The following is a 23,226-nucleotide window of genomic DNA, read 5'->3' on the forward strand; positions in this document are numbered from 1 at the left end:
GACTGGACCGCCCATTGCCCATTCAGAAACTCAACCTTGGCGTCGAGCCGCTCCAGCGGCAGTCGCTGCTGGTCCCATGGACCGCTAAGCGTGTTGGTGAGTTGTATGCCCGCTTGCCAGCCCGGGCCTGCCGGGGTGACGGCTGCAGTGCCACCCAGGCGCGTCTGCGGTGCCTGTGGCCACAGCGCGGCCAAGTCCAGCGCCTGCCAGCGCGCCTCAAGGCTGGCGACCGGTTGCAGTTGCCAGGGCTGGATGCTTGCTTTGATGTTGGCCTGCATCACCTGCTGCTTCACGGTGGGCGTGGCCTTGAGTGCCGGTACCAGCTCGGCCTGCAGCGCCAAGGCGGCGTCACGCCCCGCCAATGCGCCGGTGATGCTGGCATGGGCCTGCACGCTGACCGGCTGCGCGCGCGACGGCACGGTCGTTTGCACGCTACCGTCCAGCTGGAGAGCCAACGCCATTGGCGAGGCTGCCTGCACGCTGGCACTGATCTGGTAGTCTCCAGATGAAATATGCACCTGGCCCCCGTCCAGTCTGTGTGAGTAGCTATCAAAATTATAGCGTCCCGCCAGCCCGGTGGCTTGCAGTGACGTGCCGCCCGCGCCCACCCATTCCACGCTGTCCACGGTAAACGGCAGGTCCACTCGCAACGGCAGGCGCAGGTCGGTGGGTGGTGTGCGGGTGGTGGGCTCCGAGGCCGGGCGGCGGTCTTCGATGCGCAGGTGCCGGGCCGCCACCTTGCCCAGCCGCAACTCGCCGCCGAGCAGTGGCCGCAGCGACCAGGCAATCGTTACGTCGTGCAGCTCGACGCTAAGCTCACCCTGCTGCCAGCGCAGCCAGCCGATGCTGCCGCCGCCGCGCAGTGAGCCGCTGACATCCTTGGCTTGCAGCGTCTGGCCCGCTGGCAGGTAGCGCGCCAGTTGACCCAGCGAGGTGGCCAGCGAGGTGCCGCTGCCGCTCCAGAACCACAGCGCGCCCGCCAGGACCAGCACGCCCAGCAGCGTGGCGGCAAGCAGATAAAGCGTGATGCGCAGTGCCTTCATTAAAAGCTGAACCCCACATTCAGATGCAAGCGAAAGCGTTTAACCGCCACGCCGTACGCTAGGTCAATCTGCAGCGGTCCGACCGGGCTCTTCCAGCGCGCGCCGACACCCACACCAACCTTGGCGCGCAGCTCGGCCGGCTTGTCGGCCACGGCCCCGGCATCGATGAAGACGGTGCTTTCCCAGTCGGTCAAACGATCATCCCTGACGATGGGGCGCTGCCACTCCAGACTTCCCACCGCCAGATAACGCCCTGCCGTGGTTTGCCCGTCTGGCAGCGTGACGCCGAGGTCGCGGTAGCCATAGCCGCGCACAGTCTTGTCGCCCCCGGTCAGAAACAGTTGGGTGCTGGGCAAGTTGATGCCATCTTTGGCGAGCACCGCGCCCGCCTCGGCGCGCAGTGCCAGGCGTCCGGCACGCAGGGCGCTTGATGCACCATCGGCACTGCGCCCCAACGGCCAATAGCCCAGCGCGCGCGCCAGAGTGCGGCCATACGGGTCACGCTGACTGCCCAGCGTGGTGCCGCCGCCCACCTCCACGCCGAAGCCCCAGCCGCTGGTGGGAAAGGGCAGGCTGTCAAAGTTTCGCAGGGTGAAGGCGTAGTTGGCGCTCAGCGCCGCGGCCGTGGCGGGTGCGCCGGCCTCGCTGGTGGCGGTGTCGGCCCGGTCGTATTGCAGGTAGTAATTGCGGTCAATCCGGTCCCCACTCTGGCTGCGCCCGCCGCGCAGGCTTTGGCTGTTGACATCGAAGCTGCCAAGCCGCTGGTTCTGCACCTGGGCTGCCGTGACCCAGCGCCAGTTGTCCGCGTCGGGCGGCGAGGTCAACTCGCTGCCGATCGCGCGTGTCTCGCGGTCCAGCATCAGCTTGCTGACGGCGCGCCAGCCGATACCCGGGACTTTGTGGTGCGTGTGTTCGACCGACAGGCGAGCGCCGCCGTCGGTGCTGGCGCCAATACCGAGTACCAGCTTTTGCAGGCGCGCCTCGCGCAGCTGCACCAACACCGGCGTGGCGGACGGGTCGCCCGAGGTGTCGAGCGAGACATAGGCCGAGTCGAAAAATCCACTGTCCGCCAGGCGCTGCTGTGCAGCCACCAGCTGCGCCTGGTCGTAGCTGGCGCCCGGTGCCAGGCGCGCCAGCCGCGTCACCAGAGCAGCATCAAAACGCTCCAGTCCGCTGATCACCAGGCCACCGAGCTGGTAAGCCGGGCCTGAGTCCAGCGTGATGTTCAAACGTGCGCGGCGGGTGACCGGATCAATGTCCGCCAGGGTGGTGCTGAGTTGTCCTGTGGGGTAGCGCCGGCTGGTGAGCTGGCGCAGCGCCTGCTGCTTGGCAGCGGTCCAGCGGGCCTGGGTAAAGCGCATGCCGGGTCGCAGCAACCAATTGTCTTCAATCTGCTGGCGTTGCCGGGACGCCGCCGGGTCGGTGGCGATCGGGCCTTTGAGTTCAACCTTCACATCAGCCACCACGGTGGGCTCGCCGGGCACGACGCGCAGTTTCAACAAGCGCGTCGAGGCGCCGTTGCTGGGGGCTTGCTGCTCGAACCGGATGTCAGGTGAGAAGTAGCCCAGCGTGGCCACCAGCTCCTGCGTGTTTTGTTCGGCCGCCGTCAGCAAGCGCGCCAGTTCGCTGTCACTCAGGTCCGTCAGTTCCCGGTAGCGCAACAGTTCAAGATGGCGCTGCAACAGCTCGCGAATTTCATCGGGCGCCTCGATGGTGAGTTCGAACGCCGCCTGCGCCGGTGCCGCCGGCACAGCGGCGGCTGACGCAGCAACTGCCGGGCTGGCTGCCAGCTCTTGCGCCCGCAGCTGCGCGGGGGCGAGCGCCAGCATCATGGTGGCAAGCAGACTGGTCAGCGCCCATTTCATTTGGTCAGCAGTCGCATCGTGTCTTCCAGCCCCTTGAGGGTGAGCGGGAACATGCGCTGATTCATGAGTTGCTGGACCACGCTGATGCTCTGGCGGTACTGCCACACGCCTTGCGGCTCCGGGTTGATCCAGGCAAATTTGGGGAAGGCGCTGGTCAGTCGCCCCAGCCATTCGACCCCAGCCTCTTCGTTGTTGTATTCCACGCTGCCGCCGGGCTGCAAAATCTCATACGGGCTCATGGTGGCGTCGCCGATGAAGATCAGCTTGTAGTCCTTGTTGTACTTGCGGATGATGTCCCAGGTGGGAAATTTCTCACTGAAGCGGCGCCGGTTGTTCTTCCACATGAAGTCGTAGACGCAATTGTGAAAGTAGTAAAACTCCAGGTGTTTGAACTCGGTCTTGCTGGCACTGAACAGTTCTTCCACCCGTGCAATGTGCTCGTCCATGGTGCCGCCGACGTCCATCAGCAGCAGCACTTTGACGTTGTTGTGGCGCTCGGGCACCATCTTGATGTCCAGGTAGCCGGCGTTCGCTGCCGTGGACTTGATGGTGTCGTCCAGGTCCAGCTCTTCTTCGTGGCCTTCGCGGGCAAACTTGCGCAGGCGGCGCAGCGCCACCTTGATGTTGCGCGTGCCCAGCTCCTGCGTGTCGTCGTAGTCCTTGTAAGCGCGCTGCTCCCATACCTTCACGGCACTCTTGTTTTTGCCCGCGCCACCAATGCGGATCCCTTGTGGGTTGTAACCGCCATGCCCAAACGGGCTGGTTCCACCGGTGCCGATCCACTTGCTGCCGCCTTCGTGACGTTCTTTCTGCTCTTCAAAGCGCTTCTTCAAAGTCTCCATCAGCTCGTCCCAGCCCATTTTTTCAATGGCGGCTTTTTCTTCGGGACTCAAGTTGAGTTCCAACGTTTGACGCAGCCAGTCCAATGGCACTTCTTTGGTGAAATCGGCCAACTGCTCCACGCCCTTGAAGTAGGCGGCAAAGGCGCGGTCGAACTTGTCGTAATGCTTTTCGTCCTTCACCAGGGTGGCGCGGCTCAGGTAATAAAAGTCTTCGATCTTGTAGCCACTGGGCTCCGCGTCACTCTGCGGCCCGGGCGCATTGGGGCCGACCACGCCCTCTTTAAGCGCTTCGAGCAAGGTGAGGAATTCCTTGACGGAGACCGGCAATTTGGCCGAACGCAGGGTATAGAAGAAGTCAATCAGCATGGTGTCTTGAAGCGTGCGTGTTCCACAGGCCTCAAACTCGCGGTTTATCCAGCAAATACAGCAGGTGCGCCTTGACCTCAGGCCATTCACCACTGCGCAGGCTGTACATCACCGTGTCGCGGATGGTGCCGTCGCGGCGCAGCGCGTGGCCGCGCAGCACGCCGTCTCTTCTGGCGCCCAGGCGCTCAATGGCGGCTTGCGAGGCGAAGTTGAAGTTGTCGGTGCGCCAGCCCACCACGTGGCAACCCAAGGTCTCAAACGCATGCGTCAGCATGAGCAACTTGCAGGTGGTGTTGACATGGGTGCGCTGGCTGCTTTTTGAATACCAGGTCCAGCCAATCTCCACGCGCTTAACGGCGGGCACGATGTCGTGGTAGCTGGTGCAGCCCAGGACGGTCCCGGTGGCGTCGTCCAGCACACAGAAGGCAAAACGGTTACCCGCCTCACGCATGGCCAACGCGTTCTCAATATAGGACCGGGTTTGTTCAGGCTCCGGCACGGAGGTGACGCGCACCTGCCACAGCGCGCCATCCGCGGCGGCGGCGCGCAAGCCGCTTTCATGGCTCAGCGCGAGCGGAACCAGCTTGATACCGCGTGCCGCCAGGGTGACAGGTTCAACAAATGCCATGGTCAATCTCTGTTTCTCGGGGCCTGTGCTTCAGCGGTTATGCCGTTGCATGAACACCAGTTTTTCAAACAAGCTCACATCCTGCTCGTTTTTGAGCAGTGCGCCCACCAGCGGCGGCACCGCCACTTTGTCGACCGGAGTTTGCAGCACTTCAAGGGGAATGTCTTCGGCCAGCAGCAGCTTGAGCCAATCCAGCAACTCGCTGGTGGAGGGTTTCTTTTTCAGGCCCGGCAGGTTGCGCACGTCGTAAAACGTCTTCATGGCGGCACTCAAAAGTTCTTTTTTCAAGCCCGGAAAGTGCACGTCGACAATGCTGCGCATGGTGTCGGCGTCGGGAAACTTGATGTAGTGAAAGAAGCAGCGGCGCAAAAAGGCATCCGGCAGTTCTTTTTCGTTGTTGGAGGTGATGAACACCAGCGGCCGGTTTTTGGCCTGGATCAACTCACGGGTTTCGTAGCAATAAAACTCCATGCGATCGATTTCGCGCAGCAAGTCGTTCGGAAATTCAATGTCCGCCTTGTCAATTTCATCAATCAGCAAGGCCACCGGCTCCTCGGCGGTAAAGGCCTGCCACAACACGCCCTTGAGGATGTAGTTGTGGATGTTCTTGACCCGCTCACCGCCGTCCAGGCTGGACAGCTGAGAGTCGCGCAGGCGGCTGACCGCGTCGTATTCATACAGGCCCTGCTGCGCCTTGGTGGTCGACTTGATATGCCACTGCAGCAGCGGCATGTTCAAGGCGCCTGCCACCTCCTCGGCCAGCATGGTTTTGCCGGTGCCGGGCTCACCCTTGACCAGCAATGGCCGCTTGAGCGTGATGGCCGCATTGACCGACAGCATCAGATCCGGGGTGGCGACGTAGTTTTTGGTTCCGTGGAATTTCATGGTGGTGATTTGATTGGGGGAAACAGCAATGTCGTAGAAGAAAGTTGACCGATATAATAATTCTCTGATCTATCTCAAACTTTGGTTGATTGTCCGAACAAAATGAATAAATTCCTGTCGCCAATGTCTGTCTTGTTGCTCGCTTGTATCACGGTTACTTCTTCTTACGCGCAGGAACTCAAGGGTGATGATAAAGCGGGCGAGAAAAAAATCGCCATGTGCGTCGGCTGCCACGGTATCAAGGGTTACCAATCCAGTTTTCCAGAGGTCTATAAGGTTCCCATGATTTCGGGCCAGGGCGCCAAGTACATTGCGTCGGCCCTCAGTGCCTACAAAAAGGGTGATCGCAAGCATCCCACCATGCGCGGCATTGCCGCTGGCCTGAGTGATCAGGACATCGCTGATGTAGCGGCCTATTATGAAGCGCATGACAAGATGCCAGCGGCGCCGACACCGGGCCCGGCCGCCGCAGGCTCGGCCCCAGTCGCAGCGCTGCTGCAAAAAGGCAACTGCGTGTCTTGCCATGGTGTCAATTTCAGCCAGCCGATTGACCCCACCTATCCCAAAATTGCCGGCCAGCACGGCGATTATCTGTTTGTGGCGCTCAAATCCTACAAGAGCGAAGGCAAAGCGCTATGGGGTCGTGGCAACCCCATCATGGGTGGCGTAGCCAAGCAATTCTCCAATGCGGAACTGAAAGAACTCGCCAACTACGTCAGCTCACTGCCGGGTGTGCTCAAGACCTTGCCGCAAGCCAAGTTCAAATAACTGTTCGAGGGTCTCCCCCCAAAAAAAACCGCCCAATGGGCGGCTTTTTTTTTACAGCTACCTGATCTCAGCCAAGGCGACAACGAGCAAATCCAATTGCCGCGAGTCCGAGCCCCAATAGCGCCAGCGAGCCGGGCTCGGGCACGGTCCCGCCACCGTTAACGGGGACGAACGGAAGGAAGGCGACCACATCCGGGCTACCTGGGGTACTTGTCACATCAAGTCCTCCGCTCAAGCCATTGCTTCCAGCGAGTTCGCCTGCGCAAATGCCGGAGAGGCTGTTTTGAATTAACGTCACCTCACCCGTATCGGCCAAGGCTCTGCCGCAAAGATCTGTTGCGGTGGAATTCATCCAGACGCTAGTGAGCGCCAGAATATTCCCCAGGAATGTAGTGTTTGTGTCGATGGTCGCGGAGCTGCGCACGTTCCAATACACACCGGCACCGTCACCGGTACCGATCAGGTTCACGACCGAGTTGGGCGAGGTGATCAGATCTGAATCCATCTGGAATACCCAGGCTGCATTGGCGTTGCCCTGACCGTCAAGCGTAAGCGCCCCCGACAAATTGGTGGTTCCCGAATGGACGGTGTAGACACCCGGAAAAAGAGTGAGTCCACTCAGGTCAGCGAGCGTCAGGGTATTACCTATTCCCAGCGAATCAAGATTCAGTCTAGCGGTGGTGAGTTCGGCCTGCGCCGACGCTGCAAGCGCGGTGTTGGAGTGCACCAGTCCGCCAGTCACCTGCCCGTCTGCCGTCGCAGTGCCTGAAACCCAGTTGAAGCCCGGAAGTGCATCCCCTGGCGAGACACCCACATTTCCGACAATGGTACTTGTGGGGACATTGGTCACCGTTTCGGCGCCCAAAACCGTAAAGCTCGCCAAACTCGAACCCAGCATTGGCGTCGCCAAGGCAGGGCCGGCGGCGCAAAACACGGCGAGCACGGCCAAGGTCAATGTTGACAACGATTTCAGTGTGCCGCCAGCGCGGGTACTGTTTGCATGCCTGGATGCGATTTTCATTCTGCTCTCCTTATGGGACTTAATGGAGGACAGCCAAGTCGGATAAGCCATCGTCTGCCCTTAGAGCAAACATATGCAACATTCATGCCTAACGTAGATTTTCCTTATTAATCAATTAGTTATATTTACCTCGTCGACACATCAAATCGCCGGTGTAAGAATTCCCGACACAATTTCTTGCTGCCCGCTCAACCGAGCCCAATGCAGCGTCAATCGCGGGTAGCACGCCCTTGCACGCAGGCAATGTAGGACGCGCCGTCGGGCGGACGACCGGCGCGCTGGCTCTCCCAAATCATCCGGCCCAAACAGTCCATGACCTCATGGTGCGCCAGGTGCAAGGAATCGCGCCGGTGCGTGAGCAACTCCACCGCCTGGCGAATGCCGCGCGGCTGGTCAATGCTGCACTGCTCGCTGATGGACAGGTGCATGGACAAGTGCAGAAACGGATTGTTCTGACCGGCCTCGGTATCCTGCATGCTGCCCAGGGCAGCGTCCACATCGGCCAACTCCGCGTGGTATTCGGGGTGCTCGTCAATCCACAGGCTCGCTATTGTTTCAATAGCGTCCAGCGCCTGACCTGCCTGGGCCTTGGCATAAATAGTACAAAAAAATTGGCGGACATCGGCTTGGGAAGGTGAAAACATAGTGGGCCGTATTGTCGCGCCCTGTCGCCCGCTTTGCAGCCGCCTGCAACGGCATCGGGTAGAAATGCAGGTCTTTACCCGGGACCATCGCCATGCGCCAAGCGTCTCAGGCAATACCCACGGGGCTTGGGCCCTCTTTTGCTCTAAACAACTGTGCCACTCGATGACATTCCCCCTCATCACCGACCCTATTTTTTACGCGGTTACCGTCCCCGCCGTGCTCTTGCTGGGTGTCAGCAAGAGCGGTTTTGGCGCAGGCTTTGGTTCGCTGGCGGTGCCTATCGTGGTAATGCGCTGCGTCAACTGCTATACAAAAGATAGCACATAAGGCAATAATGACGGGGGCTACAGCCTGTTTTATTGTATAAAAAGTCCAAAGCGGCCATTTGCGGCCGCTTTCCCCCTGCCTGCTGCCATCAATCGTCTACGACTATCTCCAGCTCAGTCACCATCACCACGTCGCCGGCCTTGCTGCCCCTGAGCTTGACCTCAACCCCCTGTTTCAGATCAGCCAGCGTGCCGTGCTCGACCTTTGTAATACCTGTGGCATCACAGCGCTGCCCCCGCACCCAGAATTCTGCCTTGCTGACAAATGAATCCATCACGCCCTTGAGCTCGACCGTTTGCAGCGTTTGCTCGGTTTCAAGTTCGACCTCGGTGGCTTTGAGCACGCCTGACTGCCAGGTACCATGCACCTCCACCCGCGCTCCCTTTTTGACCTCTGTACTGATGGGCGCAATGGCGCTGGCGTCCACCACAATGTTGCCCAGCATGAAACCGCTGGCCGTCGGCGTGTCGGTCACGAAGCCTTCAATTTCGACCTCAATTTCGTCATGCCCCGGCGGCTGGAAAACCAGCCCTGAGCCCAGCAACTTGCTGTGCTCCACTGCCAGACTGTTACTGGCAGGAGACCAGGTGCCCTGAACGCGCACCAAGGCGCCAACAGTCAGCGTGCCCGCCGTAGAGCCCGAGAGTGACAAGCCATTGAGCAAGCGCTGCGAACCCGACACGTAAACCACGCCGGTGCTGACCATATTCATAGCCATTCCCATCGGGCGCACCTCCACACGGGTGGCAGTCCAGTGCGCGCCATCCGTGCCCGCCTGCAATCCCCACACCATTACCACTTGGTTCGGCATCAGGTCCGAGGCAAACGCAACGCCGTAAAACGACGTGTTGGGGTCGGTTTGCACCGTCATCCCCGCCACCGTGAACTCGGCAGATTCGGCGAACGTGCCATCCGTACGCTGGATGCGCTGAATCACCCTGGGTATTTGCAGCACAGACCCTTGGGCAATCGACCAAACATCAATCCGACGGACCGTGGGCGGAGCGGGATCAACTCCGCGCTCGCTCTGCACTCCGGCCACCATACCTAAGCGCAAATAGTCTGAAGTGACCGTGACTCCGTCGATCTGAATGGAACCATTGGCTGACGCCATCACATCGTCAAACTCGACACCGTTGACGAACACGCTGCCAAAACCGGAAATAGAACCTTGGGTATAGCCCGTGCCGCCGGTGCCGGGCAGCGAGGCCGTGCTGACCCCACTGCCGCCACCGCATCCGCTCACGGCCGACGCGGCCAGGGCCAGCCAGTGGCGCCGGGTTAAATAAAGGTTCGGTTGTGAAGGTTCGCTCATGGTGCAGGCTTTCTCTTGTCTTGACGTCTCTTCTTTGCCCCTGGCTTGGCCGCAGGCCGCAGTTCGGGCGGCGGCTCTGGCGTCGCCTGCAGTGCGTCATGGAAATACACACCGAACCGGATTCTATGTTTGGGCCCGGCATCAGCCTGACTGCGCTGCTCGGCCACTGTGGCGGTCTGCAAAAACTGCCGCAAGCTGCTGGCCCACAAACGCCGCGCCTGCTGCTGCAATTGTCCCGCCTGCTCAGCCGACAGATCCTGCGAAAACGCGCTTTGCTCCAGCATCAAGGGCCCCTGCCGATCAGGGGCCAGGTTGTGCACCGCTGTGGCGAGGTGTTCGCTCACGTTGGCGGCCAGAAAATGAAATGACTCTTCCAGACCCTCGTGCGGCACAAACCCGCTGGTCTTCAAGGCCACATAACCATCCTCACGCAGTTCCACCACTCCCAGGCGCACCAGTTCATCGAGCACGGCGCGCGCGCCGACATCACGACTGACTTCGGCCACCAGCGTGGTGAAGTCAGGCTCGCCCACGCCACTGCGCCGGGGCGTGCGCGCCAAGGGGCGAGCCGTCTGGTCGGCATTCAAAAACCGGGGCTCGCTGATCCAGCGCGCCACCACCGAAGCCGCCACCGGGACCAAGGGCACCGCCGTGCTGGGGCTCACCGGCGCTTCGCGCAGTCGCTTCACATCCTTGCGGTGCACGCCCGTCAATAAAGCAATGCGGCTGTCGGAGCTGCCTTTGTCGGCCAAGCCATACGCTGCCGCTGCCTGTTGCACCAGCTCGTTTTTCAGCAATTCCACCATCGATGGCAACTGCAGCCCGTGGTCAATCATCAAGCGCGCCAGTGGCTGCAACACCCGCGCCATCGCCTGCGCCGCCAGCGCCGGCTCAGGCAAGCCGGCAACGGGCGGCTGAGCGGGTGCAGCGGCGGGGCTGCGCTTGTTCACGGGGTTGGCGGCTTTTTTTCTCACTGAGCGAATTGTGCACGAACAAACATTTGCATACAAATTTTGGGGGTTTTTCCCAAATATTCATCCTAAGATTACTTGACAGGCGCATGAAGATAAATCACATTAATGGGAAATATTCCCAAAATTGGAAAGAATGTTTTGCCTGCTTCTCGTTTTAACCACCTCTGGAGTCTCACCATGAAAGTTTCTAGCCATCAATTCACCCTCGGCTTGATCGCCGCAGCCGTCGTCTCACTCACCGCGTGCGGTGGCGGTGGCGGGGGCACAGCAGGCGTGGACACCACCCCCGTAACGACCACGGTCATGGATGGACTGATCTACAACGCCCTGGTATGTGTGGACAGCAACAACGACGGCGTGTGTCAAGCCACTGAGACACAAGGTTATACCGATAAAGATGGCAAGGTAACACTCAATATCCCGACCACCGAATTCGCCACCGCCAAGCTGATTGCCATGGTCGGCACCGATGCCACCGACATGGATTTCCCGGACGTCAAGGTGCCAGTTGCCTACACATTGAGAACCTCGGCCGGCAAACACAGCGTCATCAGTCCGTTGACCGACATGGTGCAAACCAAAATGGACCTCGACAGTACCAAGACCTTCGAACAGGCTGAAACCGAGGTAAAAACCGAAAAAGGCCTGGACCTCAACGTTTCTGTAACCGTTAACTTTGTCGAAAAACGCGATCACGACGGCGCCTACAAGAAGGCCAGCGACAGAGCGCGTGAGCACGTTCTTGAAATTCAAAAATCAAAGGACGAGTTGAGCAAACTCCATTGCGAACACGCTGATGAAGAAGACAGTGACGACGACCGCATTCGCAAGATGCTGGCCACCAACTCGCCCAATGCCTCTTTGGATCTGGACAACGACGACGATGTCAAGATGGCTTGTAGCGCCGACAGCAACACCAAATGCGACGATGTCAAGAAAGCCAAGATCAAACCGGTCAAGTTGAGCTGCGTGACCCCAACCCCAACCCCTACGCCTACGCCTACGCCTACGCCTACGCCTACGCCTACGCCTACGCCTACGCCTACGCCTACGCCTACGCCTACGCCGACACCGACTCCCACGCCTGCAGCACAAACCATCACTTTCGCCTCGCCTGGCAACCAGACCATGGGTATTGCTGCGCCCGCTCTGAGCGCGACCTCAACGTCGGGCCTGGCCGTCACGTTCGCGTCCACCACGCCGTCGGTCTGTACCGTCAACGGTACCGTCCTGACGCTGGTCGCAGCAGGGTCTTGCAGCGTCACGGCCAACCAGGCCGGCGACGCCAGCTTTGCACCGGCTGTCGAAGTTTTGCGCACCTTCACGGTGGCGGCCGCTCTGCCCCCCGTGGTGGTGGCATCGGCTGCTGCCGGCAAGCTGCTCTATGCTGCCAATAGTTGCGGTAGCTGCCATGGAACGCCTCCAAGCACTCTGAAGGTCCTGAATGGCGCCAATTCACCCATCACCATCAGCAGCGCCATCAGCGGCGTCGGTTCAATGAGCTCGTACAGCGGAAAATTCAGCGCCCAGAACCTCACCGACATGGCGGCCTATCTGGCCACCCCCACCATTTGATGAATAGGGGACTCACAGCCCAAGCCAAGCAGTCAATCTGACTGCCTGTGTGCAGGCTGCTGAGTCGGTGAGCCAGACACCAGGGTGATGCAAAAGCAGATGTTGTTTGATCTGCGTTGACAAGCCCTGATGAGTAAAAAAGCCGGGCCACTCAATCGTGGCCCGGCTTTTTGTGGGTTCAACGCTGGATGGCTCAGTGCCTGAAATGCCGCACGCCGCTGAACACCATGGCCACACCGCGCTCGTCGGCGGCGTCGATCACTTCCTGGTCGCGCATCGAGCCACCCGGCTGGATGACGCAGGTGGCACCGGCATCAACCACCACGTCCAGTCCGTCGCGGAACGGGAAGAACGCGTCACTGGCCACGGCCGTACCACTCAGCGACAAGCCGGCGTGCTCGGCCTTGATGCTGGCAATGCGCGCCGAGTCCAGCCGGCTCATCTGCCCTGCCCCCACCCCCATGGTCATGCCGCCTTTGCAGAACACGATGGCGTTGCTCTTGACAAATTTGGCCACGGTCCAGGCAAACAGCAGGTCTTGTAATTGCTCGGGTGTCGGTTGCACCTTGGTAACGACTTTCAGGTCCGCCAAGGTCAGCACGTGGTTGTCGGCGCTTTGCAGCAGCAAGCCGGAGCCGATGCGTTTGGACTCGACGGCATTGCGGCCATTGTCCCAATCGGTGGCGCCACCGGGCGGCAAGGCAATCTTCAAGATGCGCACGTTGACCTTCGACTTGAACACCGCCAGCGCTTCAGGCGTGAAATCAGGGGCCATCAGCACTTCAATGAACTGCTTGGACATCTGTAGCGCTGCGCGCTCGTCCAACGTGCAGTTGATGGCAATAATGCCGCCGAACGCCGAGGTCGGATCGGTCTGAAAAGCCTTGCTGTAGGCCGCCAGCGCATCGACTCCGACCGCCACGCCGCAGGGGTTGGCGTGCTTCAAGATCACGCAGGCTGCACCATCTTTGGCGACGTCAAAGCTCTTGACACATTCCCAGGCGGCATCGGCATCGGCGATGTTGTTGTAGCTCAGCTCCTTGCCCTGCAATTGCACAGCGGTCACCAGGGAGCCGGGCGCCGGGTGCAAGTCGCGGTAGAAGGCGGCGCTTTGGTGCGGGTTTTCACCATAGCGCAGGTCTTGCAGCTTGACGAAGCAGCTGTTGCTTTGGTCCGGGAACAGCTTGCGGGGTGGCGTGTTGTTGCCCTCTTCAAAATTCAAGGAAGACAAGTAGTCGCTGATGGCGGCGTCGTATTGCGCCACGCGGTTGAACGCCGCCACGCTCAGGGCAAACTTGGTGGCTTGCGTCAGCTTGCCGTCCCTCTTGAGTTCGGCGAGCACTTGCGCGTACTGCGAGGCATCGGTCAGGACGCCAACGTCTTTCCAGTTCTTGGCGGCACTGCGCACCATGGCCGGGCCGCCGATATCGATGTTCTCGATCGCATCGTCGAGCGTGCAGCCGGGCTTGGCCACGGTGGCCTCGAACGGGTACAGGTTGACCACCAGCAAGTCAATGGTGTCGATCGCGTGTGCCTTCAGGGCCGCCATGTGCTCGGGCACATCACGCCGTGCCAGCAGGCCGCCGTGCACCTTGGGGTGCAGGGTTTTGACCCGACCGTCGAGCATCTCCGGGAAGCCGGTGACCTCAGCCACTTCGGTCACCGGCAGGCCGGCGTCGGCCAGCAATTTGGCCGTGCCGCCGGTGGACAGGAGCTTGATGCCCAGCGCGTGCAAGGCTTGGGCAAATTCAACGATGCCGGTTTTGTCCGAGACAGAGATCAGTGCGTTCATAGGTTTCAATAAGTAAGGTGGGAAACAGGTCAGGGCCAGCGCGACGGCCCCGGATGGCTTACTTGATCAACTTGTGATCGAGCAGTTTTTTGCGTAGCGTGTTGCGGTTCAGGCCCAGCCATTGGGCCGCTTTGGACTGGTTGTGATCCGCATGGCGCATCACCACTTCAAGCAGCGGTCGCTCCACCACATTGACCAGCATGTTGTACATGCCGTCGGGTTCGGTGCCACCCAGATCGCGCAGATAACCCTCCAGGTTGCTGCGCACACATTCTTCAATAGGCATATGACTCATCGTGTTGTCTCCATGTGTTTTTCATTCTTTTTCAATACCCCAGGCGGCACGTTCACCGGCAGCCGGTCCATGCGCGCATTCAAAACGTCAAAAAAATCAGCGACCGCTGCGGCCTGCTGGCCACAGTCTTCCATCAAATTCATGCGCGCCCGAAATGCGTCACCACCGGGCAGGTTTTTGACGTACCAGCCAATGTGCTTGCGCGCGGTGCGCACACCGAGAAAATCGCCATACAGAGCGTAGTGGTCGTGCAAATGATCGATCAGCAGTTGCTTGACCTCGGCCACCAGGGGCGGCGCCAAGTGGCTGCCAGTGGCCAAAAAGTGCGCCATTTCCCGAAAGATCCAGGGCCGCCCCTGCGCCGCGCGACCCACCATGACCGCGTCAGCCTGGGTCACCGCGAGTACGTGGCGGGCTTGCTCGGGCGAGTCAATGTCGCCATTGGCCACCACCGGCACTTTGATCGCCGCCTTGACCGCGGCAATGGTGTCGTACTCGGCCGACCCGCTGTAACCCTGTTCCCGCGTACGGCCGTGCACTGTGATCATCTGCACACCCGCGTGCTCCGCGGCGCGCGCCAGCGCCACCGCGTTTTTGTGCGACTGACACCAGCCGGTTCGCATTTTGAGCGTGACCGGCACCCCGCGTGGCGCACAGACCGCAACCACCGCCTGCACGATGGACAGCGCCAGCGGCTCGTTTTGCATCAGGGCTGAGCCGGCCCACTTGTTGCAGACTTTTTTGGCCGGGCAACCCATGTTGATGTCAATGATCTGGGCGCCGCAGTCGATGTTGTAGGCAGCGGCCTGCGCCATCATGGCGGCTTCTGTGCCGGCGATTTGCACCGCAATCGGACCGGCTTCACCGTCATGGTTGGCACGCCGCGCGGTTTGCGGCGTGTGCCACAAATCGGGTCGGCTGGTGAGCATCTCGCTGACCGCATAGCCCGCCCCCAGCCGTCGGCACAGCTGGCGAAAGGGTCGGTCCGTCACCCCAGCCATGGGGGCGACAAAGAACCGATTGGGCAATAAATACGGGCCAATGTTCATCTGAACAAATTGCAGTCGATTGGGAAGAATGTGGTGTTGGAATCTGCGGTGGCAGGACACCGCTGGTTTATTCTAACTGCCCAATATTTCAGCAATTGAAACGCCAGCCAGAATCGCCGCCCAGACGCAAACCTATACTCACGCACCCATGCACGCCTGGCTCGAAACACTCATCACCCTACTGGCACTGCCGCAATTTGGCCTCAGCACCGTGTTTGTGGTGTCGTTCATTTCTGCCACCTTGCTGCCGCTGGGCTCGGAACCGGTGGTGTTTGGGCTGGTTCAACTCTCCCCCCATCTGTTTTGGCCCACGATTGCCGTGGCCACCGTTGGCAACACGCTGGGCGGCATGGTGACCTGGGCCATGGGGCTGGCGTCCCACCAGGTGGTTGACAAATACGGGCACTCCAACCACCACCTGCGCGCGCTGGACTGGTTGCAACGGCTCGGCCCCAAAGCCTGCCTGCTGGCATGGCTACCCGTGGTGGGCGACCCGCTGTGCGCCGTGGCCGGCTGGATCAAGTTGCCCTTCTGGCCTTGCGTGGCCTACATGGCCATTGGCAAGCTGGCCCGCTACACCCTGATGACGGCGGGACTCATCGGGCTGTTTGGCGCCTAGCGCCGTCGCAACACACTCAGGATGCTACTATTTATATAGCTAGTCAAGCATATTTCACGGGGGCTAGAGCCAGATTTCTTATAAATCAGAGGGCCATCAGGAACTGAACAGGAAGTTCATCAAATCGCCATCCTTGACGACATATTCCTTGCCCTCGCTGCGCATCTTGCCCGCGTCCTTGGCCCCCTGCTCGCCTTTGAACGCAATGAAGTCTTCATAGGCAATGGTCTGGGCGCGGATGTAGCCCTTCTCAAAATCGGTATGGATCACGCCGGCCGCTTGCGGGCCGGTGTCGCCCACATGGATGGTCCAGGCCCGCACCTCTTTCACGCCGGCCGTAAAGTAGGTTTGCAGGCCCAGCAACTTGTAGGCCGCGACGACCAGGCGGTTCAGGCCCGGCTCGGTCTGACCGATTTCGGCCAGGAACATTTTTTTATCCTCTTCCTCCATGTCGGCCATCTCGGCTTCCATCTTGGCGCAAATCGCCACCACCGGTGCCTTTTGTGCGGTGGCGTAAGCCGTCAAGCGGTCCAGGTAGGGATTGTTCTCGAAACCGTCTTCGGCCACGTTGGCCACAAACATGGCAGGCTTGGCAGTGATCAGGAAAAATTGTTTCAGGAGTGGCAACTCTTCCTTGCTGAAGTCCAGTGTGCGCACCGGTTTGGCTTGGTTCAAGGCGGCCTGGCACTTCTCCAGAATCGCCACCAGTTTGATCGACTCCTTGTCGCCCGAGCGCGCCACCTTGGTGACACGGTGCAGGGCTTTTTCAACTGCCTGCAGGTCCGCCAGGCACAACTCGGTCTGAATCACCTCCATGTCGGAGATCGGGTCCACCTTGCCAGCGACGTGAATGACGTTGGCGTCTTCAAAACAGCGCACCACGTTGATGATGGCGTCGGTCTCGCGGATGTGGGCCAGAAACTTGTTGCCCAGACCCTCGCCCGTGCTGGCGCCGGCCACCAGACCGGCAATATCGACAAACTCGACAATGGCCCGTTGCACCCTTTGCGGCTTGACAATGGCTGACAGCGCATCAAGCCGTGGATCGGGCACTTCGACGATGCCCACATTGGGCTCAATCGTGCAAAAAGGGTAGTTTTCGGCCGCGATGCCGGCCTTGGTCAGGGCGTTGAACAAGGTCGATTTACCGACGTTGGGCAAGCCCACGATGCCACATTTCATGGAGTAAATACCTTAAAAAACAAGCCCATAAGTGTATTCGATGCCCGCCTTCTACAATGCTTCCATGACTCAACCCTTTGATATTTGCATCCGCGGCGACGGTATTGTGGGACGAACGCTGGCGCTGTTGCTGGCACGCGAACGGCTTCGCGTGGGTCTGGTGTCGAGGCCCGCAGCGACGAGCCCGAGTGCTGCTGCGGCGGCCCCGGACGTGCGCGCCTACGCTTTAAATGCCAAATCCCGGGCCCTGCTGGAATCGCTGCGCTGCTGGCCCGATGCCCAGCACGCGACCGAAGTACTGGCCATGCGGGTTTTGGGCGATGACGGCGGCGAGGTCAATTTTTCAGCGCAGGAACTCAAGGTCCAGGGTTTGACCTGGATTGTGGATGTGCCGGTGCTGGAGGCGCAACTGGCGGCGGCGGTGCGGTTTCAGCCGCAAATCGAGTTACTGGACGCACCGCAACCCGCCAGCCTGACGGTGATCTGTGAAGGCAAGGCCAGCCGGACGCGCGCCGAGTTCGGCATTGAATTTGAGGTCGCCCGCTACCCGCAGACAGCGATTGCAGCGCGCCTGGCTTGCGAAATGCCGCATGCCCAAACAGCACGCCAATGGTTTACGCAAGGTGAAATCCTGGCCTTTTTGCCAATCGACGGTCCACAGGGGAACTCTGTCGCCGTTGTCTGGTCTGTCCTTGACGACCGGGTTGGGGCATTGATGGGAGCAAGCCCAGTTGAGTTTTGTCAGCAGCTCCAGGTCGCCAGTCAGGGCTGTCTGGGCCAGCTCACGCTGACCAGTGAGCGCGGCGCCTGGCCACTGCAGTCGGCGCGCGCCGGGCGCTGGGTGGGAGTCCACGAGGGCAAGGCTTGGGCTCTGGCGGGTGACGCCGCCCATAACGTGCATCCGCTGGCCGGGCAAGGTTTGAACTTGGGTTTGTCAGACGTGGCCGCCTTGGCCCAAACAATGCACGAGCGTGAATACTGGCGCAGTGTGGGTGATGAGAAGCTGCTGCGGCGCTACGAGCGCGCGCGCAAGGCTGAAGTGCTGACCATGGGTGCCACCATGGATGGTCTGCAGCGGCTGTTTTCGAACAGCAGTGCCGTGTTCCAGGCGGCGCGCAACTTGGGCATGAATGGCTTTGAGCGCAGCGGCCCGGTCAAGCAATGGGTAGCGCGCCAGGCCATGGGTTTTTAATGAATGAACGTATGAATGGACGACTCAAGATGAAACTAGCTAAATCCGCACTGCTCTGTGCCACCGTGTTGTTGGCTTTGGGCGTTAGCGCACAAGAGGCCACCATTCGCAAGAATCTGGCGGAGCGAATTCCGCAACTGGCAAAAATTGACGAAGTCAGCAAGAGCCCGATGTCGGGCTTGTATGAAATTCGGGTCAACGGCACGGAAATTTATTACACCGATGCCGAGGGCAATTATCTGGTTCAGGGCAATTTGATCGACACCATAAAGCGCCGCAATCTGACGGAAGAGCGCGTCGACAAATTAACCGCCATCCGTTTTGACGCGCTGCCGTTGAAGGATGCCTTCACCATCGTGCGCGGCAACGGTAAACGCAAGCTGGCCGTGTTTGAAGACCCCAACTGCGGCTACTGCAAGCGCTTTGAGCGCGACCTGCAAGGCGTGGACAACGTGACGATTCACCTGTTTCTCTACCCGATCCTCAGCGCTGAATCCATCGAGAAATCCAAACACATCTGGTGCGCCAAAGACAAGGGCAAAGCCTGGCAAGACTGGATGGTGCGCGACCAGTTGCCCAAAGTGGCGAACTGCGACAGCACCGCCATCACGCGCAACGTTGAGATTGGCCGCAAATACAAGATCACGGGCACCCCGACGCTGATCTTCGCCGACGGCACTCGGGTGCCCGGCGCGATTGGCGCAGCGGACGTTGAAAAGTACCTGACGACAGCCAAGAACTGAGATCGGGCATCGACAGGCTCCACCCCGTGGGGCCGACGAACCGTCTTGCCCGGCAAGTTTATTTCCCATCTCATCTGCTTCTCTATTTGTAGCTGCTTACGCTTATTGGATAAGGGCTAGCGGCCTTTTTATTGAAATATCCTCATGACCCGTCGACCCACCAACGCCACCGCAGCCGTGCACTACCGGGTCGACCTGCAGAGCCTGAGTGCCCATCTATTTGCCGTCACGCTGACCATTGCAAAGCCTGCCGCCTTGCAGCGCGTGAGCCTGCCGGTCTGGATTCCGGGCAGCTATCTGGTGCGCGAATTTGCCAAGAACCTGCAGCAACTGCAGGCGCACCAAGGCGGCCACGCCGTGGCCTTGAGCCAGCTCGACAAATGCAGCTGGCAGGCCCGGTGCCAGACGAACCAAGCGCTGGTTCTGCAGTATGAGATTTACGCGCTTGACAACTCGGTGCGTACCGCGTGGCTGGACGGCGCGCGGGGTTTTTTCAATGGCACCAGCCTGTTTCTGAGGGTCGAGGGCCAGGAGGCGTTGCCGCATGAACTGACGCTATCGGCGCACCCGGACCTACCCGACTGGCAACTGGCAACCGGTCTGACCCCCGCCAAAACCACACGCAACGGCTTTGGCACCTACCTGGCCAGCGACTACGGCGAACTGGTGGACTGTCCGGTCGAGATGGGCCCGTTCTGGCATGGCGCGTTCGTGGCGGGCGGCATCCCGCACCGGTTTGTCGTCGCGGGCGCTCCACCCGCCTTTGATGGTGAGCAACTGCTGGCCGACACGCAACGCATTTGCGAAGCGGAAATCCAGTTCTGGCATGGCGCCCGGTCGAGCAAACGCGCCCCGGCCAAACCACCGCATAAAACCTATTGCTTCATGCTCAACGCCGTGGACGACGGTTATGGCGGTCTGGAACACCGCAATTCCACCGCACTGATCTGCAAGCGTCAGGACTTGCCACGCCTGGGCCACCCGGCGCGCGCGCCAAGTGTCAACCCGTCGCCTGAGCAGCCAACCGAAGGCTATAAGACGCTGCTCGGCCTGATCAGCCACGAGTACTTCCACACCTGGAACGTCAAGCGCTTGCGCCCGGCCGAGTTCACCGACTACGACTATGGGCGCGAAAACTACACGCAGCTGCTCTGGTTTTTTGAAGGATTCACCAGCTATTACGACGATTTGCTGCTGCGCCGCGCTCATCTGATTGACGACGTCGCCTACCTGAAACTGCTCACCAAGACCATCAATCAGGTGCTGCAAACGCCTGGGCGTGCCGTGCAAAGCGTGGCACAAGCCAGTATGGATGCCTGGGTCAAGTACTACCGGCAAGACGAAAACACACCCAACGCGACCGTGAGCTACTACACCAAGGGGGCTCTGGTGGCGCTGTGTCTGGACCTGACACTGCGGCAAGAGGGCAAGACGTCATTGGACGTCGTGATGCGCGCCTTGTGGCTGCGCTGCCAGGGCGGGCCGATGACCGAGGCCGACCTGGCAGCAACGCTGGAAGCCTTGGGGGGGCGCTCCTATGCCTCGGAGGTCGCTCAGTGGGTGCACGGCACTGCCGACCTGCCGCTGCAATCCCTGCTGACAGCGCAAGGCGTCAAGGTACTGGAAGAGCCGGCCCAACTCGCGCAACGTTTGGGCTTGCGCGTGACCGAAACTGCCGGCGTGCAGATCAAGACCGTGCTGCGCGGCGGTGCGGCGGAACAAGCGGGCTTGGCGGCTGGGGATGAATGGCTGGGCCTTGAAGTGGGTTCGGGCAAGTCGGCCAGCGCCTGGCGCATCAACAAGCTTGACGATCTGATGCTCTATGCCGCAAGCGCCAGCAAAATTTACGTCCTGGTCGCGCGCGACAAGCGCCTGCTGAAGCTGCCACTGACACTGCCCCAGTCGGTCACCACCTGGCGCCTGACGGCGCGCGACAGTCAACTGATCGGTCAATGGCTCAATGCCGCTTGAAGACCCAGCGGCCAGCCTCATTTTTTCAACCACTTCCGAAAGAGCACGATGAATTACGAACTGATCACGATTCGCACCGAAGCCGACAAAATTGGCATCCTGACCCTGAATCGACCAAAGCAACTCAACGCGCTGAACGACCAGTTGATGACCGAGTTGGGTGCGGCGCTCAAAGCCTTTGACAGCGACCCGGCGATTGCCTGCATGATCATCACAGGGAGCGAAAAAGCCTTTGCCGCCGGGGCCGATATCGGCGCCATGGCCCAACTCAGTTTTGCCGACGCCTACAAAGGCGACTTCATCACGCGCAACTGGGAGCAAATTCGCAGTGTGCGCAAACCGGTCATTGCGGCGGTCAGCGGTTTTGCGCTGGGCGGTGGCTGCGAGTTGGCCATGATGTGCGACTTCATCATCGCGGCTGACAACGCCCGGTTTGGCCAACCCGAGATCAAGCTTGGCATCATTCCCGGCGCCGGCGGCACGCAGCGGCTGCCACGGGCGCTCGGCAAGGCCAAGGCGATGGACTTGGTACTCACAGGCCGCATGATGGACGCTCTGGAGGCCGAGCGCGCGGGCCTGGTCAGCCGCGTGGTGCCGCTGGACAAACTGATGGAAGAAGCGTTGGGCGCAGCCCTGATGATCGCCGAGTACTCGCAGATTGCCACCATGGCCGCCAAGGAATCCGTCAACCGGGCATTTGAAGGCACGCTGAGTGATGGCATCATTTTTGAGCGCCGCCTGTTCCACGCGCTGTTTGCCACCGCCGATCAAAAAGAAGGCATGGACGCTTTTGTGAACAAACGCAAGGCGAATTTCCAGCATCAATAAGTGCGCAAGGCCGAATCAGCGCCCGGCTTCTGGTTATAATCTGCGGCTTCGGCGCTTTAGCTCAGTCGGTTAGAGCGATGGAATCATAATCCACAGGTCCGCGGTTCGAATCCGTGAAGCGCCACCAGTCAAAGCCCTTATGGGAAAAGAAAAGCCTGCTATTTAATAAATAGCAGGCTTTTTTGTTTCTATTTGCTTTTGCCTCCTGGCAGGCAGTCTGTGGGCAGCGTCGAAATCCACCTCATCGGGTTCCCAGCGTGTCGCCTGACGCATCCGCTTGCCGGATGAGCAGAGGATTTCCACCTCCGCGAGAGCGCCCATGCCGGGCACACCATAAAAAAACCCCGCAGCTGCGGGGTTTTTTTTGAAACCAGCCCGAAGGCTGATTCTTAATGCAAGTTCTGATTACTTGCGCGTACCAACCACTTCGATTTCTACGCGACGGTTTTTAGCACGGCCTTCTTTGGTCTTGTTGTCAGCAACCGGTTGCAATTCGCCCTTGCCTTCGGTGTAAACACGGTTCTTCTCGATGCCCTTGGACACCAGATAAGCCTTCACAGCTTCAGAGCGGCGAACCGACAACTTCTGGTTGTAAGCATTGGAGCCGACGGAGTCGGTGTGACCAACAGCAATGATGACTTCCAGATTGATGTCTTTGACTTTACCAACCAGATCGTCCAGTTTGGCCTTGCCTTCAGGCTTCAGTACCGACTTGTCGAAGTCAAAGAAGGCGTCAGCAGCATAGGTCACTTTGGTGGCGGCAACCGGCATAGGTGCGGGTGCGGGTTTGACCACTGCGGGGGCAGGAGCAGCTGCCGGCGGCGCCACGGGCGCTGGTGCCGCTTTGGCGGCAACGATGGCGCCATCGCAACCAACGGCTGCCGTGGCAGGTGTCCAGTTGGAATCACGCCAGCACAGTTCATTGGTGCCATTTTTCCAGGTAATACCATTGGAGCTGACCCAGTTATCAACTGTTTGGGCACCAGAGATTGTTGCGAATGCTGCGGCAGCAACCAGCATTGCCACTTTATTTAATTTCTTCATGTGTTCTCCTTTTGGGGAAAAAAGCCGCAGCAGCGCTGCGAATATTTATAAGACGCTTTGGATGCCAATCACCCAAATCGTTATAAGGATTGTGCCACAGCGTTATTCGACCTGGAACTCGAAACAGGGCCACGGCATTTTCTCCTACATAGAAAGCAGCATTAACATACATCGCCGTTGCCGGGAAGCCACAAGGCAAGCCAAGCGGACGCCCATTAGAATGGCAGGCTGCCTTTGATCCTGCCATAGCCACGAGC

General features: G+C 59.9%; 21 protein-coding genes, 1 tRNA gene and 2 pseudogenes. 9 read left to right on the top strand and 15 right to left on the bottom strand.

Annotated features, from left to right (window positions below; genetic code table 11):
* The 5 genes and pseudogenes from WA157_RS08260 to WA157_RS08280 form a co-directional block, all read right to left on the bottom strand.
* Positions 1 to 1,043: pseudogene (locus tag WA157_RS08260) on the bottom strand (DUF490 domain-containing protein); the annotation flags it as partial.
* Positions 1,043 to 2,908 (bottom strand): autotransporter assembly complex protein TamA, encoded by a 1,866-nt coding sequence (locus WA157_RS08265; RefSeq protein ID WP_422620491.1) that lies wholly within the window; start codon positions 2,906 to 2,908, stop codon positions 1,043 to 1,045. The gene WA157_RS08265 and the pseudogene WA157_RS08260, both read right to left, overlap by 1 nt.
* Positions 2,905 to 4,116 carry a vWA domain-containing protein gene (locus WA157_RS08270; RefSeq protein ID WP_422620492.1) on the bottom strand — a complete coding sequence of 404 codons (1,212 nt, stop codon included), beginning with the start codon at positions 4,114 to 4,116 and terminating at the stop codon, positions 2,905 to 2,907. Before WA157_RS08270 ends, WA157_RS08265 begins: the two co-directional genes overlap by 4 nt.
* Positions 4,117 to 4,147: 31 nt before the next feature.
* Positions 4,148 to 4,744: a GNAT family N-acetyltransferase gene (locus tag WA157_RS08275; protein WP_422620493.1), complete on the bottom strand. Its 597-nt coding sequence runs from the start codon at positions 4,742 to 4,744 to the stop codon at positions 4,148 to 4,150.
* Between the two features lie 30 nt (positions 4,745 to 4,774).
* The gene (locus tag WA157_RS08280) at positions 4,775 to 5,629 is read right to left on the bottom strand and encodes an AAA family ATPase (protein WP_422620494.1); all 855 of its coding nucleotides are present in this window, start codon (positions 5,627 to 5,629) and stop codon (positions 4,775 to 4,777) included.
* Between the two features lie 102 nt (positions 5,630 to 5,731).
* Between WA157_RS08280 and WA157_RS08285 the strand changes: the two genes are divergently transcribed.
* On the top strand, positions 5,732 to 6,397 hold the full coding sequence (locus WA157_RS08285) for a c-type cytochrome (protein WP_422620495.1): 666 nt from the start codon (positions 5,732 to 5,734) through the stop codon (positions 6,395 to 6,397).
* Positions 6,398 to 6,464: 67 nt separating this feature from the next.
* Here the strand turns inward: WA157_RS08285 and WA157_RS08290 are convergent, their stop codons facing one another.
* Together WA157_RS08290 and WA157_RS08295 are read right to left on the bottom strand one after the other, a co-directional pair.
* A complete protein-coding gene (locus tag WA157_RS08290) occupies positions 6,465 to 7,418 on the bottom strand; it encodes an ice-binding family protein (protein ID WP_422620496.1) in 954 nt (317 codons plus the stop codon).
* A 209-nt stretch (positions 7,419 to 7,627) separates the two neighbouring features.
* The gene (locus tag WA157_RS08295; protein WP_422620497.1) at positions 7,628 to 8,062 is read right to left on the bottom strand and encodes a DUF1841 family protein; all 435 of its coding nucleotides are present in this window, start codon (positions 8,060 to 8,062) and stop codon (positions 7,628 to 7,630) included.
* A 163-nt stretch (positions 8,063 to 8,225) separates the two neighbouring features.
* Here WA157_RS08295 and WA157_RS08300 point away from each other — a divergent pair.
* Positions 8,226 to 8,354, top strand: a pseudogene (locus WA157_RS08300) (sulfite exporter TauE/SafE family protein); the annotation flags it as partial.
* 124 nt (positions 8,355 to 8,478) lie between these two features.
* On the opposite strand, the gene WA157_RS08305 reads toward WA157_RS08300, so the two are convergent.
* Together WA157_RS08305 and WA157_RS08310 are read right to left on the bottom strand one after the other, a co-directional pair.
* On the bottom strand, positions 8,479 to 9,705 hold the full coding sequence (locus WA157_RS08305) for a DUF5666 domain-containing protein (RefSeq protein ID WP_422620498.1): 1,227 nt from the start codon (positions 9,703 to 9,705) through the stop codon (positions 8,479 to 8,481).
* Positions 9,702 to 10,679, bottom strand: coding sequence for a DUF6502 family protein (locus WA157_RS08310; RefSeq protein ID WP_422620499.1), 978 nt, complete (start codon positions 10,677 to 10,679; stop codon positions 9,702 to 9,704). The genes WA157_RS08305 and WA157_RS08310 overlap by 4 nt, the downstream gene beginning before the upstream one ends.
* 177 nt (positions 10,680 to 10,856) lie before the next feature.
* Between WA157_RS08310 and WA157_RS08315 the strand changes: the two genes are divergently transcribed.
* On the top strand, positions 10,857 to 12,254 hold the full coding sequence (locus WA157_RS08315; RefSeq protein ID WP_422620500.1) for a c-type cytochrome: 1,398 nt from the start codon (positions 10,857 to 10,859) through the stop codon (positions 12,252 to 12,254).
* A gap of 193 nt (positions 12,255 to 12,447) precedes the next feature.
* On the opposite strand, the gene purH is transcribed toward WA157_RS08315, so the two are convergent.
* Genes purH through dusB form a run of 3 tightly spaced genes read right to left on the bottom strand, consistent with a single transcriptional unit; the run spans position 12,448 to position 15,390 of the window.
* Entirely contained in the window at positions 12,448 to 14,046 is a 1,599-nt protein-coding gene (gene purH, locus WA157_RS08320; protein WP_422620501.1) for a bifunctional phosphoribosylaminoimidazolecarboxamide formyltransferase/IMP cyclohydrolase, read from the bottom strand.
* A gap of 58 nt (positions 14,047 to 14,104) precedes the next feature.
* Entirely contained in the window at positions 14,105 to 14,341 is a 237-nt protein-coding gene (locus tag WA157_RS08325) for a helix-turn-helix domain-containing protein (protein ID WP_011463881.1), read from the bottom strand.
* On the bottom strand, positions 14,338 to 15,390 hold the full coding sequence (dusB, locus tag WA157_RS08330) for a tRNA dihydrouridine synthase DusB (protein ID WP_422620502.1): 1,053 nt from the start codon (positions 15,388 to 15,390) through the stop codon (positions 14,338 to 14,340). The genes WA157_RS08325 and dusB overlap by 4 nt, the downstream gene beginning before the upstream one ends.
* A 148-nt stretch (positions 15,391 to 15,538) precedes the next feature.
* Between dusB and WA157_RS08335 the strand changes: the two genes are divergently transcribed.
* On the top strand, positions 15,539 to 16,009 hold the full coding sequence (locus WA157_RS08335; RefSeq protein ID WP_011463879.1) for a YqaA family protein: 471 nt from the start codon (positions 15,539 to 15,541) through the stop codon (positions 16,007 to 16,009).
* A 96-nt stretch (positions 16,010 to 16,105) separates the two neighbouring features.
* Here the strand turns inward: WA157_RS08335 and ychF are convergent, their stop codons facing one another.
* Positions 16,106 to 17,191, bottom strand: a complete 1,086-nt coding sequence (gene ychF, locus WA157_RS08340) for a redox-regulated ATPase YchF (protein WP_422620503.1) — start codon at positions 17,189 to 17,191, stop codon at positions 16,106 to 16,108.
* Between the two features lie 64 nt (positions 17,192 to 17,255).
* Between ychF and WA157_RS08345 the strand changes: the two genes are divergently transcribed.
* The 5 genes from WA157_RS08345 to WA157_RS08365 all read left to right on the top strand — a co-directional run bounded on the left by WA157_RS08345 (position 17,256) and on the right by WA157_RS08365 (position 22,052).
* Positions 17,256 to 18,383 (top strand): FAD-dependent monooxygenase, encoded by a 1,128-nt coding sequence (locus tag WA157_RS08345; RefSeq protein WP_422620504.1) that lies wholly within the window; start codon positions 17,256 to 17,258, stop codon positions 18,381 to 18,383.
* Positions 18,384 to 18,412: 29 nt separating this feature from the next.
* On the top strand, positions 18,413 to 19,126 hold the full coding sequence (locus WA157_RS08350) for a DsbC family protein (protein ID WP_422620530.1): 714 nt from the start codon (positions 18,413 to 18,415) through the stop codon (positions 19,124 to 19,126).
* A 144-nt stretch (positions 19,127 to 19,270) separates the two neighbouring features.
* Positions 19,271 to 21,097: a M61 family metallopeptidase gene (locus WA157_RS08355; protein WP_422620505.1), complete on the top strand. Its 1,827-nt coding sequence runs from the start codon at positions 19,271 to 19,273 to the stop codon at positions 21,095 to 21,097.
* 48 nt (positions 21,098 to 21,145) lie between these two features.
* Positions 21,146 to 21,925, top strand: coding sequence for an enoyl-CoA hydratase (locus WA157_RS08360; protein WP_422620506.1), 780 nt, complete (start codon positions 21,146 to 21,148; stop codon positions 21,923 to 21,925).
* Positions 21,926 to 21,975: 50 nt separating this feature from the next.
* Positions 21,976 to 22,052 (top strand) — tRNA-Met (locus WA157_RS08365).
* A 278-nt stretch (positions 22,053 to 22,330) separates the two neighbouring features.
* On the opposite strand, the gene ompA is transcribed toward WA157_RS08365, so the two are convergent.
* Together ompA and WA157_RS08375 are read right to left on the bottom strand one after the other, a co-directional pair.
* Positions 22,331 to 22,969: an outer membrane protein OmpA gene (gene ompA / locus WA157_RS08370; RefSeq protein WP_422620507.1), complete on the bottom strand. Its 639-nt coding sequence runs from the start codon at positions 22,967 to 22,969 to the stop codon at positions 22,331 to 22,333.
* Positions 22,953 to 23,222: a hypothetical protein gene (locus WA157_RS08375; RefSeq protein ID WP_422620508.1), complete on the bottom strand. Its 270-nt coding sequence runs from the start codon at positions 23,220 to 23,222 to the stop codon at positions 22,953 to 22,955. Before WA157_RS08375 ends, ompA begins: the two co-directional genes overlap by 17 nt.
* Positions 23,223 to 23,226: the final 4 nt, after the last annotated feature.

Source organism: Rhodoferax ferrireducens, assembly GCF_049302455.1.
GTDB lineage: Bacteria > Pseudomonadota > Gammaproteobacteria > Burkholderiales > Burkholderiaceae_C > Rhodoferax > Rhodoferax ferrireducens_B.

Excerpts from the sequence above, each read along its gene's own strand:
- WA157_RS08265 (WP_422620491.1), bottom strand. The coding sequence starts at position 2,908 with ATGAAATGGGCGCTGACCAGTCTGCTTGCCACCATGATGCTGGCGCTC.
- WA157_RS08270 (WP_422620492.1), bottom strand. The coding sequence starts at position 4,116 with ATGCTGATTGACTTCTTCTATACCCTGCGTTCGGCCAAATTGCCGGTC.
- WA157_RS08275 (WP_422620493.1), bottom strand. The coding sequence starts at position 4,744 with ATGGCATTTGTTGAACCTGTCACCCTGGCGGCACGCGGTATCAAGCTG.
- WA157_RS08280 (WP_422620494.1), bottom strand. The coding sequence starts at position 5,629 with ATGAAATTCCACGGAACCAAAAACTACGTCGCCACCCCGGATCTGATG.
- WA157_RS08285 (WP_422620495.1), top strand. The coding sequence starts at position 5,732 with ATGAATAAATTCCTGTCGCCAATGTCTGTCTTGTTGCTCGCTTGTATC.
- WA157_RS08290 (WP_422620496.1), bottom strand. The coding sequence starts at position 7,418 with ATGAAAATCGCATCCAGGCATGCAAACAGTACCCGCGCTGGCGGCACA.
- WA157_RS08295 (WP_422620497.1), bottom strand. The coding sequence starts at position 8,062 with ATGTTTTCACCTTCCCAAGCCGATGTCCGCCAATTTTTTTGTACTATT.
- WA157_RS08305 (WP_422620498.1), bottom strand. The coding sequence starts at position 9,705 with ATGAGCGAACCTTCACAACCGAACCTTTATTTAACCCGGCGCCACTGG.
- WA157_RS08315 (WP_422620500.1), top strand. The coding sequence starts at position 10,857 with ATGAAAGTTTCTAGCCATCAATTCACCCTCGGCTTGATCGCCGCAGCC.
- purH (WP_422620501.1), bottom strand. The coding sequence starts at position 14,046 with ATGAACGCACTGATCTCTGTCTCGGACAAAACCGGCATCGTTGAATTT.
- WA157_RS08325 (WP_011463881.1), bottom strand. The coding sequence starts at position 14,341 with ATGAGTCATATGCCTATTGAAGAATGTGTGCGCAGCAACCTGGAGGGT.
- dusB (WP_422620502.1), bottom strand. The coding sequence starts at position 15,390 with ATGAACATTGGCCCGTATTTATTGCCCAATCGGTTCTTTGTCGCCCCC.
- WA157_RS08335 (WP_011463879.1), top strand. The coding sequence starts at position 15,539 with ATGCACGCCTGGCTCGAAACACTCATCACCCTACTGGCACTGCCGCAA.
- ychF (WP_422620503.1), bottom strand. The coding sequence starts at position 17,191 with ATGAAATGTGGCATCGTGGGCTTGCCCAACGTCGGTAAATCGACCTTG.
- WA157_RS08345 (WP_422620504.1), top strand. The coding sequence starts at position 17,256 with ATGACTCAACCCTTTGATATTTGCATCCGCGGCGACGGTATTGTGGGA.
- WA157_RS08350 (WP_422620530.1), top strand. The coding sequence starts at position 18,413 with ATGAAACTAGCTAAATCCGCACTGCTCTGTGCCACCGTGTTGTTGGCT.
- WA157_RS08355 (WP_422620505.1), top strand. The coding sequence starts at position 19,271 with ATGACCCGTCGACCCACCAACGCCACCGCAGCCGTGCACTACCGGGTC.
- WA157_RS08360 (WP_422620506.1), top strand. The coding sequence starts at position 21,146 with ATGAATTACGAACTGATCACGATTCGCACCGAAGCCGACAAAATTGGC.
- ompA (WP_422620507.1), bottom strand. The coding sequence starts at position 22,969 with ATGAAGAAATTAAATAAAGTGGCAATGCTGGTTGCTGCCGCAGCATTC.